General features: G+C 44.9%; 16 protein-coding genes and 1 riboswitch. Of the genes, 4 read left to right on the top strand and 12 right to left on the bottom strand.

Annotation, left to right across the window (positions count from 1 at the left end; translation table 11 throughout):
* Positions 1-73: 73 nt before the first annotated feature.
* Positions 74-982: a 5'-3' exonuclease gene (locus tag EWH91_RS05210; RefSeq protein ID WP_129928970.1), complete on the bottom strand. Its 909-nt coding sequence runs from the start codon at positions 980-982 to the stop codon at positions 74-76.
* A 96-nt stretch (positions 983-1,078) separates the two neighbouring features.
* Positions 1,079-1,849 (bottom strand): 2-keto-4-pentenoate hydratase, encoded by a 771-nt coding sequence (locus EWH91_RS05205; RefSeq protein ID WP_129928969.1) that lies wholly within the window; start codon positions 1,847-1,849, stop codon positions 1,079-1,081.
* A gap of 182 nt (positions 1,850-2,031) precedes the next feature.
* On the opposite strand from EWH91_RS05205, the gene EWH91_RS05200 reads away from it, so the two are divergent.
* The 4 genes from EWH91_RS05200 to EWH91_RS05185 all read left to right on the top strand — a co-directional run bounded on the left by EWH91_RS05200 (position 2,032) and on the right by EWH91_RS05185 (position 5,324).
* On the top strand, positions 2,032-2,889 hold the full coding sequence (locus EWH91_RS05200; RefSeq protein ID WP_129928968.1) for an alpha/beta hydrolase: 858 nt from the start codon (positions 2,032-2,034) through the stop codon (positions 2,887-2,889).
* 6 nt (positions 2,890-2,895) lie between these two features.
* Positions 2,896-3,558, top strand: a complete 663-nt coding sequence (locus tag EWH91_RS05195; RefSeq protein WP_240697262.1) for an ABC transporter ATP-binding protein — start codon at positions 2,896-2,898, stop codon at positions 3,556-3,558.
* On the top strand, positions 3,548-4,333 hold the full coding sequence (locus EWH91_RS05190; protein WP_129928966.1) for an ABC transporter permease: 786 nt from the start codon (positions 3,548-3,550) through the stop codon (positions 4,331-4,333). The genes EWH91_RS05195 and EWH91_RS05190 overlap by 11 nt, the downstream gene beginning before the upstream one ends.
* A gap of 808 nt (positions 4,334-5,141) precedes the next feature.
* Entirely contained in the window at positions 5,142-5,324 is a 183-nt protein-coding gene (locus EWH91_RS05185) for a hypothetical protein (protein ID WP_129928965.1), read from the top strand.
* Between the two features lie 140 nt (positions 5,325-5,464).
* On the opposite strand, the gene EWH91_RS05180 is transcribed toward EWH91_RS05185, so the two are convergent.
* The 10 genes from EWH91_RS05180 to EWH91_RS05135 form a co-directional block, all read right to left on the bottom strand.
* Positions 5,465-5,824, bottom strand: coding sequence for an IS3 family transposase (locus EWH91_RS05180; RefSeq protein ID WP_165364246.1), 360 nt, complete (start codon positions 5,822-5,824; stop codon positions 5,465-5,467).
* Positions 5,825-5,988: 164 nt separating this feature from the next.
* Positions 5,989-6,477, bottom strand: a complete 489-nt coding sequence (locus EWH91_RS14720) for a transposase (RefSeq protein ID WP_240697261.1) — start codon at positions 6,475-6,477, stop codon at positions 5,989-5,991.
* A 134-nt stretch (positions 6,478-6,611) separates the two neighbouring features.
* Positions 6,612-7,106, bottom strand: a complete 495-nt coding sequence (locus EWH91_RS05170; RefSeq protein ID WP_129928963.1) for a QueT transporter family protein — start codon at positions 7,104-7,106, stop codon at positions 6,612-6,614.
* 8 nt (positions 7,107-7,114) lie between these two features.
* Positions 7,115-7,163: riboswitch (PreQ1 riboswitch) on the bottom strand.
* Positions 7,164-7,355: 192 nt separating this feature from the next.
* Positions 7,356-8,039 (bottom strand): zinc metallopeptidase, encoded by a 684-nt coding sequence (locus tag EWH91_RS05165; protein ID WP_129928962.1) that lies wholly within the window; start codon positions 8,037-8,039, stop codon positions 7,356-7,358.
* A gap of 86 nt (positions 8,040-8,125) precedes the next feature.
* Positions 8,126-8,911 (bottom strand): sporulation protein YpjB, encoded by a 786-nt coding sequence (locus tag EWH91_RS05160; protein ID WP_129928961.1) that lies wholly within the window; start codon positions 8,909-8,911, stop codon positions 8,126-8,128.
* Positions 8,912-9,035: 124 nt separating this feature from the next.
* The gene (locus EWH91_RS05155; protein ID WP_129928960.1) at positions 9,036-9,581 is read right to left on the bottom strand and encodes a YpiB family protein; all 546 of its coding nucleotides are present in this window, start codon (positions 9,579-9,581) and stop codon (positions 9,036-9,038) included.
* Positions 9,582-9,645: 64 nt separating this feature from the next.
* A complete protein-coding gene (locus EWH91_RS05150; protein WP_129928959.1) occupies positions 9,646-10,902 on the bottom strand; it encodes a tetratricopeptide repeat protein in 1,257 nt (418 codons plus the stop codon).
* A 231-nt stretch (positions 10,903-11,133) separates the two neighbouring features.
* Positions 11,134-11,964 (bottom strand): tryptophan synthase subunit alpha, encoded by an 831-nt coding sequence (trpA, locus tag EWH91_RS05145; RefSeq protein WP_129928958.1) that lies wholly within the window; start codon positions 11,962-11,964, stop codon positions 11,134-11,136.
* On the bottom strand, positions 11,961-13,196 hold the full coding sequence (gene trpB, locus EWH91_RS05140; RefSeq protein WP_129928957.1) for a tryptophan synthase subunit beta: 1,236 nt from the start codon (positions 13,194-13,196) through the stop codon (positions 11,961-11,963). The genes trpA and trpB overlap by 4 nt, the downstream gene beginning before the upstream one ends.
* A complete protein-coding gene (locus tag EWH91_RS05135) occupies positions 13,174-13,782 on the bottom strand; it encodes a phosphoribosylanthranilate isomerase (protein ID WP_326407525.1) in 609 nt (202 codons plus the stop codon). The genes trpB and EWH91_RS05135 overlap by 23 nt, the downstream gene beginning before the upstream one ends.
* Between the last annotated feature and the right edge of the window lie 17 nt (positions 13,783-13,799).

Below are 13,799 nucleotides of genomic sequence, written 5' to 3'. Positions count from 1 at the left end.
AGAAGCCCGGCATAGGTGACCCATGCCAGGCGAAAAACATAAGATGCAGCAGTCTGATGCCAGATTTGGCAAATTAATTCACTGCCCTGTTTTTATCTTCCCTTCTTTTAATCCGAATCAAATCATATTGGACGAGTTTCATCCCCTGCGAGGAAACACGATCAAAAAAATGTTCGGGAATTCCCTGATAAAGCGACCTGTCCAGTGTAAAGGAAAGGGGTACGTTACAATATATTTCTGCAAGTTTTCTCGATACCCGAAGCATGTCCAGGTTCGTGGAGATTTTATTTCTCTGGCCTTTCGGCAGAAGATTCAGCTGATTAAGGAGTGAGTCGATACTCCCGAACTGACGGATCAGTTTGAAAGCTGTTTTTTCTCCAATCCCCTGTACCCCGGGATAGCCATCGCTTGAGTCTCCCATCAGCGCTTTTACATCAATGAACTGACGCGGAGTCACACCATACTTATCCGAAAATGCGTCGAAGGTATAGCTTCTGTAATGGCCGTACCCTTTTTGAAGGATATGAACGCCAATATGATTATCCAACAGCTGAAGTAAATCGCGGTCAACAGTAAAAATGGAGACATCTGCCATCTCCTGATATTTTTTTGCAAGCGTTCCTATACAGTCATCTGCTTCATATCCGCTCAAACCAATATTTGGTATGTGAAAGGCTTCTGTCATTTGTTTTGCCAGTGCAAACTGAGGAATCAGTTCGACAGGTGGCGCTGCCCTGTTTCCCTTGTACGCCTGAAACAAGTTGTGACGAAAAGTCTTTTCCTTCATATCCCAGCATACAGCTACATGTGTCGGTCTGCGATATTCTATGGCAAGAAGCAGATGACGGAGGTATCCCTGCACTGCATTTGTTGGCATTCCACGATCATTAAACATGAACTGTCCGGTTACAGCAGTGGCATAGAATGCCCGAAAAAGTAAAGCCATTCCGTCAATAATTACAAGTCTCGGTTTTTCAGTCAAAAAATCTCCCCATTCCTGCTCATCATCTATCGTTCATTATTATATCATGATCTTCTGATGTCAGTTTTTCGGGAGGTCGCATCATCATCTGATGAATTACCTGACATGAAGGGTTACTGTGCCAACACCGTGGTCAAATGTTGCGACATAGTCACCTTTCTTCAGTTTCTCAGGAAGACAGAACGTCCCGGTAGACACTGTCGTACCTTTTGTCACTTTTTTCCCTTCGCGTGCCAGTCTGGTTACAAGCCATTTCAAAGCTTTTACCGGGTTGCCAAGCACTTCGGAAGAAACACCGGTCATGAATGCCTGACCATTGAACGTAGCGGACGTATGTATATCAGACAACTGATCCACCGTGAGTTCAGGCGCTTTCGGTCCGACGACAACCCGGCCGCATACCGCACTGTCTGAGATAACCAGTTCCAGTGGTAACTTCGGAAACCAGTCTCCGAAGCGGGAATCAGGGACTTCGATCCCCGGTGCGATACTTGTTTTTTTCAGCAGTGTTTCTTCATCGTCGTCAACAGACAAATCTTCCTCAGCTGTAAATTCCAGTTCAAGTTCAAGCAAGGGTTCGTTCAATTCAGAAAGGGAAAGTTCAGCACCATCTTTCAGCACAGCCGATGCAACAATCTGCCCATAAAGCGGCGAATCAGAATGAAACATATCCTGTGTCTGTTTACTGGTCAGACTGATTTTATATCCTTTAACAGCTTCTCCCTTCTGGCTGTTAAAGGCATGCTGCACATCATAGGCACTTTCAGGATCAAGCCCGGATTGACGATAGTCCTCCCACCGGAGTGCCCTTCCTGTTTGATAAGCCTCATAGAGATCCTGTGCTAATTCTTCTGTTTTTTCCACCATGTGTAAACATCCTTTCTGTTTTCTTTCTATATTTAAAATTTTTAGTGTATGGTCAATTATAGTCTCTGAGCTTCACCTGTCAATGGAATCATAGAAATTGAGGGTTTTAAAAATCACGATTTTGAGATATGCTAAATTTAATTTCTTTGAAAATATAGAGAGAAGAGGATGAAGACAGAAAAGTGTTTACAGGAAGGCAATTTTCATATGTTTTTGCCATTCTTATTTTAAGTCTGTTCAGTGTTATTGTAATAGTTGAGATCGTTGATAAGACCCGGCTATCCGATCCGGAATATGATGCGTCTCAGTCTGAGGTCAAGGCGTACAATCAGGAGATACCCACCGTTTTTATTCATGGATGGAAAGGTTCAGAGCGTTCTTTCCGAACCATGTTCAACCGGCTCTCTGCTCATTATCATGGACCGGAGCGGGCATTTGTTGTCCGGATCGATCCGGACAGCTCGGTTACCGTCAGTGGAAATATGAAAAATAAGCGGATCCCGCTGATTCAGATCCTGTTCACCGACAATCATGCCTCGATGGAGCAGCAGGGTATATGGCTGCGTTCAGCCTTTCGCGTTCTGAAAACCAAAGGGATTGACAGAATGAACGTTGTCTCTCATTCCATGGGCGGAAAAGCTTTTACCTGTTACCTTGAGACCGCCAGGAATCCCGATGCATATCCCAAAACGGAAAAGTTTGTCGCTATTGCTGCTCCTTTCGACTGGATCGGCGGCCCGAATAAAACAGATTTTTCGCTCGACCAATTAAAATCGAATAGTGCACTTTATAAATATCGTGCACGAATTCCCCGTGATCTCCATGTTCTTGCAATTGCCGGTGTGAACAATCGTCATACTGAGAGTGACGGCGTTGTACGTCTTCAGAGTGCGTTCTTCGGAAAGTATTTTTTCAATCCGGAATATTACTCTGAAAAGATTATTTATGGAAGAAATGCGCAGCACAGCAAACTTCATGAGAATCCGGCTGTCGATCAGCTGATCGCAGATTATTTATGGAAAATTAAACCAAAAGGATGAGTGGCATTGTGTGCATTACCCGTTGTTAATATCAAGAATCTGCGTTATAAAAATATCCTTTCAATCGACCAATTAGCGATTAATTCCGGTGTGGTTACCTGTATCATCGGGGAAAGCGGAGGTGGAAAGTCAACGCTTCTGAAAATGATCGATAACATGATCAGCCCTGAATATGGAACGATCGAGGTGCTTGGAAAATCAGTTAATGCATGGAACCCGATTGAACTCAGACGACGGATTGTCATGATGTCTCAGACTCCTGTTATGTTTCCGGGAAATGTGAGGGAGAATCTCCTGATCGGCCTTAAGTTTTCAGATAAGCCTCCTGTTTCAGACAGTCGCCTGAAAGAATTACTTGATCTGGTCAGGTTACACAAGTCTCTGGATGACGACAGTGATTCCTTGTCGGGTGGCGAAGCACAGCGCGTATCCCTGGCAAGAATTTTGCTGATTAATCCCCCGATCCTTCTGCTTGATGAACCATCATCAGCCCTGGATGAAGAGACAACTTCCTTTGTTCTGCAAAAGGTCGTCGATCATGTGAAAGCCAGTAAGAGTACGTTGATTATGGTGACTCATTCTTCCGCAGTCGTCCGGGAATTTGCTGAACAGGTCATTGAAATTGAAAATGGGCACGTGATTAAGGAAGGTGGAACAGTTGAACGGTAATGATCTGCCGCTCTGGCAGCTTGGTTCTGCCTATGTCTTTATTATTGTACTTCTGATCATCGTCAGGATCAGAAAAATTCCACGGGAAAAAGAAATTTTGATTGCCACAATCCGAATGACTATTCAGCTGATGATTATTGGCTATATCCTTGCATACATATTCGGTCATGCAAATCCCCTGTTTACGATCCTGATTCTGATTTTCATGCTGGTATTCGCCATCTACAATATTTACCGGCGCGTAAATGATCCGCTCGATCGGGAATTAAAGAAAAAAATAGCACTTTCAATGAGTATCGGTGTCGTTGGCACACTGGCCTACTTCGTTCTTGTTACACTCAGTGTCTCTCCCTGGTATAATCCGAGATTTGTGATCCCAATCGGGGGGATGATCATCGGTAATACAATGACAGGCGTTTCACTGGGTGTAAACACCTTACTGGATGGAATGCGCACAAAGAGAAAGATGGTTGAATCTGCTCTTATGCTCGGAGCAACGCCAAAGGAAGCCGCACGTCCGATTATCAATCAGGCCTTCGACAGCGCCATGCTTCCGACCATCAATTCGATGGTTGGCATGGGTATTGTCTTTCTTCCAGGTATGATGACAGGACAAATTATTGCAGGTGCTTCTCCTTTGTCAGCCATCCGATATCAAATTGCCATCATGCTGGGTGTTGTCGGCGGTGCCTCGCTGACTGTTCTTCTATTTGTTCAGATCGGTTACAAAGCTTTTTTCAACGAACGCTGTCAACTGAAAGAGCGTTTGAAATAAGCAAGAGTTGAAGTAAAAATATACCGATTATCATCAAGTCGCGGGCAACGCCAGCGGCTTGTTTTTCTTTGCAAAAAACACAAAAAAAACGGTGGTCAGAAAACCGGAATTGATGTGAGCCCCAAAAGTTGGACACAGTTTTAAGCTGCTTGCTCAGGGATTTAGCCATCGGCATATTGCTTCGAGCTGCGGATGTTCGAAGAATACCGTTGGCAGTGTCCTGAGGCGGGCTGGAGAGAAAGGAGTCTCATGGCCACTGGATAAGGAAATGGATAATCCTGAACTTCAGAGTATTCTTTTTCCTGAAAAGCATCGATCTGAGATGAGACGTCCACCGGACTGTAACTATCTCCACCAGGAAATGGCTCGAAGCGGAGTGACCCTGTCATTACTTTGGCATGAATATGTAGAAACGTGCAGACAAAACAAGGAGATCCCTTACAGTTATCGGCAATTCTGTCGTTTTTACAACAGCTATGTGATAAAGACCAAAGCAACCATGAGAATTAAAAGACAGCCTGGTGAAGCCATGGAAGTGGATTGGGCAGGTCAAACTGCTTCAATTCAGGATTAATCACCGGACAGACCATTCCTGCTTACGTTTTCATATCTGTGTTACCTTGTAGTCAATATGCTTACGTCGAGGCATTTCTATCCATGGATACACCAAGCTGGATAACCGCTCATATCCATGCCCTGCAGTTTTTCGGTGGGGTTCCCCGAATGATTATTCGGACGTGCGGACGTTTTTCTGGACCAACACCGCGAACAGGAGGACGACCAGGCCCTGGGTGAGCTGTTCTACCTCATGGTCGATGAACTCACCGATATCACCTTTACCGAAGCGATCCGACAACTCATCGACTTATTCCAGGAGGCCTTCGAGAATGAACCCGTTTTGTCTGAGAAAGCCATGGATCAAATTATGGAAAGGTTTCTGAAAAAACTGCCGTCCAACTATCAGAAACAGCTGACCAAAGTGGCAGCCTGAGCTAATTTATCCAGGAAGAACATAGAACCAGCGAGAAATAGGGCCACTTTTCTATCCTTCAAGTTGTAGTTAAATAATATGAATCATCTGAGCTTGATTCAGGTGGGGATTATTTATGCAAGGTGTCGATTATTTGACGCTTACTCAGAATAGAGATCCATAATGGGTTCAAGATAGAGCCGTTCTTTGATGGTTTGGTGACCCCATCGAAATTCCGATACATCAGCGAACAGTTTCTGGTAAGGACGATCGGTCATAAACCGGCGTTTCAGGTGATTCTTAGCGATCTTACCAACGGTCCCCTCATAAGAATTGTATTTACGGATCCGTTTGGTGTACGCCATCGACTGAAGGCCTTCTGCTCTCATGATGCGTTGAATCTTTTTGTGATTCACCGTGAAATGGCGGCTGTTCAGGTCCAGAATCACACGCCGATAGCCATAATCCGGATTATCCAGCTTCACATTCATAATTTCGGCAGTGATTCGCCCCTCACTCATCTTCATCCTGTTGTTTGCGATGGAGTTGGTAGTAGTACACACTCTTAGACAGCTTCACCACCTGCAGAATATGGGTCAGAGAGTAGTTCTGCCTTAGCTCCGTAACGATTTGCGTTTGTTCCGCTCGCGTTGCGCTCTCTAGTGAACTAAGGTATCTAGTTTTTTTAAGTATTCATTCTCAATCCGAAAAGCTCATTTTCCAATTCAAGATCCTTGAGCCGCTGCGCGTCAGACTGAAGCGGATTTTTGGCCTTGTCGTTCTTGCTGGCTCTACGGTCCAGGTGCTTATTTTTCCCCATTGGCGGGCGTCCTCGCTTATTTTTTAGTCCATCCACACCCCCTTGTTTCAAACCGTCGATCCCATTGATAGATCGTAAACGGTGAAGAGATATTGAAATGAAGAGCTGTACTTTGAGTGGTGAATGGTTCTCCCTCATCCGTTGTAATACTTTCAGCTTAAAATTGCAGGTATATTCCGGCCGTTGATCACAACTTTTAATTCCTGCCATACCTTTTGCCTGATAGCGATGCACCCAGCTTAAAACGGTTTTATCAGATGGAATATGACACTTATAACACAATGAGGCACATCCCATCCCTTCGAAATACTCACCAATCACTTTCACCTTAAAATCAATGGAATACTTGGTCATTGTAAAACCCCCTGAAGTTGAATTTTGTTGTCCAACTTCAGGGGGTCAGTTCAAATTTTCGGATTTCCGTCACCGCATAAAGAGCATAAAAGACAAATCTGACTTTTGACGATCAGATCAATGCACTTTTTGGATTATATCTGTTTTTCGAAGTGTAATCGTTTATTGACAGCATAGAAAACAGCTGTCCCAACCAGCATGACAATGGCTTCGCCAGCCGCAAGCGTCAGCCAGTTGAGAAGAAAAGGAACATTTTCTGTCACACCGGCCAATGTCAGTTCCCATGCAATAATGCACATCGTGACGGAAAATACAGCCGTATTGATCAGCATTCTCGCTACCACGTTCTTCACCCTGCTAATCAAAAGGATTGAGATCAGAAGAGCCACAACGGATTGCCCGGTACCAAATATCAGATCATATGGAAGCAGAGGCGAAAAGAATAGATTAGCCATAAATACGCCGACGACAATACCGATAAAATACTTCTTATTAAATGCGATCAGGTGATTCAGCATTTCCGGGAGTCGCAGCTGAAGTGCATAAAAAGCAACCGGCTGGACAGCAAAAGTGAGAACAATATACACAGCTGCTACCAGCGCATTAATTGCAATAAATCTGATTTTCATTTATTAATCCCTCCTTAGTTTTTTGATAAACGTGGGATGGTTTCGAACCACGTGGGCATGCGCCCAAACCACTTCATTTTAATACAGTTTTAAAAAAAGTCAATGTAGAAAAACGTGCTGAATAACAAGTCGCGAGGCCCCGCCGGAGGATTATTTTCCCTGCCCCTTTTTCAACAAAAAATTTTTCTTTCTTAAAGCACAAAAAAACAGCCTGTTCCCGAATGGTACAGGCCGTTTCACAATCATCATTTAGTTTTCGCGATTATTTGCCAGGAAAATCATAAGAATGAAACGGATAAGTTCCATCGCAGAGACAAGTGCTGCGGCTACATAAGTCATTGCTGCAGCGGACAGAACTTTCTTAGCCCCTCTCCGTTCATCTTCCTGTATGATTCCGAGTGACACAACCTGTTTTAAAGCCCTGCCAGAGGCATCAAATTCTACAGGCAGTGTGACCAGCTGAAACAAGACAGCAGCAGCGAAGAAAATCACGCCAAGTGTAGCGAGTTGCATAGCTCCGAACAGGAACCCGGCGATAATCAGAAAATAGGATAGATTGGATCCCAGATTTGCAACCGGAACCAAAGCTGATCTCACGCGCATAAAGGTGTAATCATTTGCATCCTGAATGGCATGCCCGACTTCATGAGCGGCGACTGCAGTCCCGGAAATTGTTGCGCTGTGATAAATGTCGCTTGACAGATTGACTGATTTATCACGGGGATCATAATGGTCGGTCAGTGTTCCCTGAACTTCTCTGACAGTGACATCATACAACCCGTTTTCATCCAGAATTTTTCTTGCTGTTCGCGCACCGGTAAGTCCGGTCGAATTACTTACCTGTGCGAAACGGCTGTACGTTGATTTGACACGCATCTGCGCCCACAAAGGGATTAGCAGCAAGATGGCCATGTAAATTAGATATTGTAGCATGCACATTCCTCCAAGTTCTCTATAAAGTCAATTTTAGTCAGACTTTGCTGTTTTGTCAAAAACTTTTCATTTAATGTTTAAAAAGTTCATCTCTTCTGTCTACGTACCACTGTTGCATGATACTTTCTCCAGGATACGTAAGTAAGAACAGCAATCAGGGCTCCTCCGGAAACGAAAACCAATAGATCAGATCCGGGATTTTCAGGCAGGCTTTCTTCGCGAGTAAAAATCTGATTTAAATCTTTTTCAACTTCCGATACTTTAGCAAGCCATTCCTTCTTACTGATGTTTGACGATGTCTCCTGCGACAGTTGGGCAATATGTTCATCTGTCGTCATCAGCTTATCATTCGTGCTGTCAATGTAAAGTGAAGGATAAACTGAGGCATAAACATTTAGAAATTGATTAAATTCTTTGCGGATAACCGCCGGATCCCGGTCATTTTCTACCGCTTCTTTTATCGTGTTCATAAGCCCTGCTATCCGTGGATACATGTTTTTCCATAATGGATCACTGTCCGAGATAGAAGCATCAGTACCCAGCCGTAACGCCAGTGCCGCTTCTTCAGCTTCCTTATTATTTACGTCACTCCGAAGAAGAAGTTTCAGGCGGCTGGACAGGGTCTCAAGAACCCGTCGATCGTCTTCAGCAAATTGCTTCCTTTTATCGGCAAGTGCCACATGATACTGATCGAGTAAATTTTTCGATATTCCGTTTTGATTTGCGGCGGTATATTGATAGATACGATCCGACAGCCCGATCAGTTCTGCGTTATCCGTCTTCTTCTGTTTTTCATCAGGAATATAAAATCCGGAAATGAATATCAGAAACAGTATCAGGCAAAACAGAAAAGCTGTCTGTTCAGATTTCATAACCTGTCCTCCCCTGGAATCCTTGTACAACTATATGAGAAGACAGGAGCAAGTAGACCGAACAGCAGCTGTGCACCATATTGTATACGCTTACATCGGATGGTATAATAAATAATTGTCCGGCTCAGTGTTTATGCTGTTTCAGAGTTTTAAGCTCAGCTGTAAGGTGATAAAACCCTTCTTTATCACCCTGATCAAGTGTCTCATTAATTGCTTTATATAATCTTTTCTCAGCGCAGGCTTTTTCAGCAGCTCCTGCGACGTGTTCGGCAGCTTCCCCATATTTCTCATGAACTGATTGATGAACGCCAGGAGTATCCTCCAGCACGTCAATATATTCCGGCAATCCATGTATAGATCGACATTCCAGCCTGATAAACACGGCCTCTTCCTGATTCAGTCTCAAATCATGGAATGCCTTTTCCGGATCATGGGTTACAACATGGTGCTTAACATAAGTAAAAATTTCACCAGTTGGGTTGTCAGTAGAAATAGTGATCGTTCTGTTACAACCTGCCAGATTATCCGAAAAATGTATCAGTCCAAGTAATTGATCATGACCTGCTAAATAATTAAGCAGCCAGACCGTTTCCCTGTTTTTTACCACTTTTTGATCCAGCAACCACTTTATAAACGTTTTCTTCTGAGTTACCGATACGATCTGATTCATTTGATCATCCCCTCTGATTGTCTCGCAAAGTGACAGAAAGATCTGATACAAATTTATTCGCCCTTTACAATGAATCATCCTGCTTCAGTCGCTCGATAAAATCGGCCAGTTCCTGATTTTCAGGATTTAATCTGACAGATTTTTCAAGAGCCTGCAATCCTTCCCTCCTTTTTCCCATATCTCTCAGATATTCACCGTATTCTTCCAGAAATTCGGGATTATTGGATAAAGAATCAGCACTCAACTGGTAGTATTTCCATGCCTTCTTCAGTTCATCAGTTTTGTTATATGCCGTTGCAAGAAACCAGATCAACATGGGATCGTCCGGTTCCTGTTTGCCAAGAAGTTCAATAATTCCGTCGTAATCCTCATCCTGAGACTTTAATTCAACAAGTCTGGTCAGTGCCTCAACATTTTCCGGATCCAGCTCATACCACTTTTTAAAAAATTCGCCAGCTTTATCCCGCTGATGAACCTTTATGGAAAGTTCCCCTGCTTCCCGGTATAACCGGTCATTGTATTGATCAAACTGAAGGCCTGCTTCTGTAATTTTCAGAGCCTTGTCGAGTTGACCTTCGTGTTCATAAGAATGGGCGAGAACCGGATAGAGTGTGCTGTATCCCGGGTCCAGACCTCTCAGTTCTTCAAGCGCTTTTATCGCTGTTTTATCATGATGAATTTTAGCAGCCGTTACACCGTATCCAAAAAGACCGTCCAGTGTTTTTTCCTTTTTCAGCCCCTTTCGATAGGCTTTCAGGGCCCTTTCAAACTCGCCGTAAAGGCTGAGTGCCTCTGCCAGTTTCAAGGATACATTCTGATCAGCAAGCTTCGGTTCGTTTTGTACTTTTTCAAGATAAAGGACCGCTTTTCCGGCATCGCCGATGGACAGGTAAAATTCTCCAAGGGCAAAAAGCAGAACCGGTTCATGGGGTGCTATTTTGAGTGCACCAATGAGTTTATTCTCAGCAACCTCATCCAATCCTTCCTGCTGGTACAAATCAGCAAGCATCATCTGAGCGCTCAGGTAATTTTCGTCCAGTGGATGAATTTTTGACAGGTACTCGATGGCACGGTCTTCTTTATTCTGATCGATAAGTAAATCCGATATCTGCAAGAGAAGATCGCTGTCATTCGGATATCTTCCGAGCAGCATGCTGTAAACCTTTAATGCCTCATCCTGAAAGCCATAATCATGAAAGATGGCCGCGGCTCCATATAAAGTGTCATCATCTCCATGCTGAATCAGTTCACGAAGGACTTTTAATCCTTCGTCAGTCTGTCCGCTCTCCAGCAAAGCGTTTGCTGTTTCCAATTTATTCATTGATCCTGAACCCCCTGCGCGTCAGCCTGGACACATGTTCTCCTACTATCATATTAGTCAATGACAGGCCGGACATCAAGAAGTGAGCCCTGTAAATCGAGAAGAATTTCCGAACTTCATATGTTCACAGGAACCGTTTATACAGTGTGATCCAGGTACAGACTGAAATAACAGGAAAAGCAGCCTCACGTGTACAAGGCTGCTTAGAAATTTTTAAATGACCGGCCGTTTTCAAACGGTCCTTCTGCCCGCAACTTGTTCTGCTGCCGGCAGCGTGTCCTGCAGATAATGTTTGATCTCATCCAGAGCCGCCTGGCGATTTTCGCTGCGCAGCCCATCTGCTCTTTTCTCTATCTGAGAAACAATGGCGCTGCCGACGATGAATCCATCGGCATAATTTCTGAGTTCATCGACCTGAGCCCTGGAGGAAATGCCGAATCCTACGGCAATGGGAAGGCTGGAAGCCGCCCGGACACGTTTCAGAAAGGGAAAAATATCGGGGTGAAAGTGGCTGCGTACCCCGGTCACACCAAGCGATGAGACACAATAAATAAATCCCTGTGCAGCCTGGCAGATGGCAGTCAGACGCTGATCCGATGTCGTTGGGGCAACGAGTGAAATCAGGCTTATTTGGTGTACCCGGCACTGTTCCGACAGTTCATGGCTTTCTTCAAACGGAAGATCCGGTACAAGCAATCCATCAACCCCGTTCTCTTTTGCTTCATGAAAGAACGTTTCAATACCCAGCTGAAGCAGAGGATTGACGTAAGTAAAGATAATGACCGGAATCTTCACTCCGCTTTCACGCATCCGTTTAACAAGACGCAAAGCCTTTAGCAGGGTCATGTGATTCTCCAGTGCCCGTCTGGATGCCCGCTGAATCACAGGTCCGTCAGCCAGCGGATCTGAATAGGGTATACCAAGTTCCAATGCACTTGCCCCGAAATCCTGAAGCACAGAAGCCAGATCCACTGTGGCTTCCGCATTCGGATCACCGGTTGTAATAAATGGTATAAACATCATGCCTCTTTCTTTATTCACATATTCGTTCATACGGCTCATTCTTCCAGCCCCCTTTCCGATTTTCTTTTTTCAAGTACATGCCATACGGTATGAACATCTTTATCCCCACGCCCCGACAGGCAGACCAGTATTGACTGAGATCTGTCCATCTTTCTGGCCACTTTCATGGCGAGCGCAAGGCCATGTGCACTTTCAATTGCCGGAAGAATACCTTCGTATTTACTCAGCTTCAGCAGTGCATCGATCGCTTCATCATCTGTAATTGCCTCATAATGAGCCCGCCCGGAATCCCTCAGAAAGGCATGCTCCGGACCGATTCCGGGATAATCAAGCCCTGCAGATATGGAATAAGGTTCAGTGATCTGCCCGTTCTTATCCTGAAGGAGATAAGTCATCGCCCCGTGTATAACACCTAAACTGCCCTTTGTCAGGGTCGCTGCATGTTCTCCTGTTTCCGTACCTTTTCCGCCGGCTTCTGCTCCATACAGTTTAACCTTATCTTTAAGAAAAGCGGTAAACAGCCCCATGGCATTGCTGCCTCCACCTACACAGGCACATGCTGCATCGGGGAGCCTGCCCGTCATATCCATCATTTGTTTTCTGGCTTCATCACCGATAATCCGCTGAAAATCACGAACAATCATCGGATAAGGATGCGGACCGACAACTGAGCCGTCAATGTACGCCGTATCTTCGACATGAGCAGCCCAGTATCTCAGTGCTTCATTGATTGCGTCCTTCAAGGTTCCATTCCCATTTGAAACGGATACGACTTCAGCTCCAAGCAGTCTCATTCTGAAAACATTCAATGCCTGTCTTTCTACATCTGTCGCACCCATAAATACTTTACAGGGCATTCCGAAATAGGCAGCCACTGTAGCTGTAGCCACACCGTGCTGACCTGCTCCGGTTTCAGCGATCATATTTTTCTTTCCCATCCTCCTCGCCAGGAGTGCCTGACCGACTGCGTTATTTATTTTATGAGCACCGGTGTGGTTGAGGTCTTCTCTCTTTAAATAGATTTTTGCACCACCTGTTGCAGCACTCAGCCTCCGGCACAGGGTAACGGGAGTGGGACGCCCCGAGTATTCCTGAAGAATCTGATGGTATTTTTCCAGAAAGTGCGAGTCATGAATCGCCTCGTTAAACCCCTTCTCCAGTTCCAGCAGCGCATGCATTAATGTTTCCGGTACATACTGGCCGCCGAATTTTCCATAACGGCCCTTCCTGTTTATTGGCTTCATTGTCTCAGTCTGAGGCTGTTTGAGCATCGTTTATCCACACCTTTTCTTCGATTTTCCGCATCAGATGACAGTCTTTCCGAAAATGGCTTTCTATACCGGATGAGATGTCAATCCCCGAAGGCTGGAAAGCAAGAAGATGTTGGATATTTTCCGGCTTGACACCTCCGGCAATCAGACAGGGAACATGTTGTTCTTTTGCTTCAGCTTCATAAGCAGGGACACTGTTCCAGTCAAATGTTTTTCCGGTTCCGCCCATCATACCCTTCACTTTTGTATCGATCACAAATCCGTCGACCATTCCACCGTACGAATGCATCATTTCTACTGTATCCGGTCCGTGATGAATGGCTTTCCAGACGCTTACGCCAGTCGTTCTGCGTATATCAGCGGCCTCCTGCGGTGATTCATGACCATGCAGCTGGATCACATCCAATGCCACATGTCCAAGCACGTCTGAAATCTTTTCTATAGAATCATCAGCAAATACGCCAACCAGCTTCTTCCCGGCGCCATCACCCAGTTCTTTCAGCCAGCATGACACTTCCGGCGCCTGTACCACTCTTTTACTTCTTACCGTAAAAATAAAACCTATAAAATCTGCCCGGCTTTGCACGGAACATTTCAGATCAT

The sequence above is a fragment of the Sporolactobacillus sp. THM19-2 genome (genome assembly GCF_004153195.1).
In the GTDB taxonomy this organism is placed as follows: domain Bacteria; phylum Bacillota; class Bacilli; order Bacillales; family Sporolactobacillaceae; genus Sporolactobacillus.
Note: the sequence above shows the minus strand (reverse complement) of the source record. Positions and strands in the feature narration are given on the sequence as shown.

Excerpts from the sequence above, each read along its gene's own strand:
- EWH91_RS05205 (WP_129928969.1), bottom strand. The coding sequence starts at position 1,849 with ATGGTGGAAAAAACAGAAGAATTAGCACAGGATCTCTATGAGGCTTAT.
- EWH91_RS05185 (WP_129928965.1), top strand. The coding sequence starts at position 5,142 with ATGGTCGATGAACTCACCGATATCACCTTTACCGAAGCGATCCGACAA.
- EWH91_RS05180 (WP_165364246.1), bottom strand. The coding sequence starts at position 5,824 with ATGAGTGAGGGGCGAATCACTGCCGAAATTATGAATGTGAAGCTGGAT.
- EWH91_RS14720 (WP_240697261.1), bottom strand. The coding sequence starts at position 6,477 with ATGACCAAGTATTCCATTGATTTTAAGGTGAAAGTGATTGGTGAGTAT.
- EWH91_RS05170 (WP_129928963.1), bottom strand. The coding sequence starts at position 7,106 with ATGAAAATCAGATTTATTGCAATTAATGCGCTGGTAGCAGCTGTGTAT.
- EWH91_RS05165 (WP_129928962.1), bottom strand. The coding sequence starts at position 8,039 with ATGCTACAATATCTAATTTACATGGCCATCTTGCTGCTAATCCCTTTG.
- EWH91_RS05160 (WP_129928961.1), bottom strand. The coding sequence starts at position 8,911 with ATGAAATCTGAACAGACAGCTTTTCTGTTTTGCCTGATACTGTTTCTG.
- EWH91_RS05155 (WP_129928960.1), bottom strand. The coding sequence starts at position 9,581 with ATGAATCAGATCGTATCGGTAACTCAGAAGAAAACGTTTATAAAGTGG.
- EWH91_RS05150 (WP_129928959.1), bottom strand. The coding sequence starts at position 10,902 with ATGAATAAATTGGAAACAGCAAACGCTTTGCTGGAGAGCGGACAGACT.
- trpA (WP_129928958.1), bottom strand. The coding sequence starts at position 11,964 with ATGAGCCGTATGAACGAATATGTGAATAAAGAAAGAGGCATGATGTTT.
- trpB (WP_129928957.1), bottom strand. The coding sequence starts at position 13,196 with ATGCTCAAACAGCCTCAGACTGAGACAATGAAGCCAATAAACAGGAAG.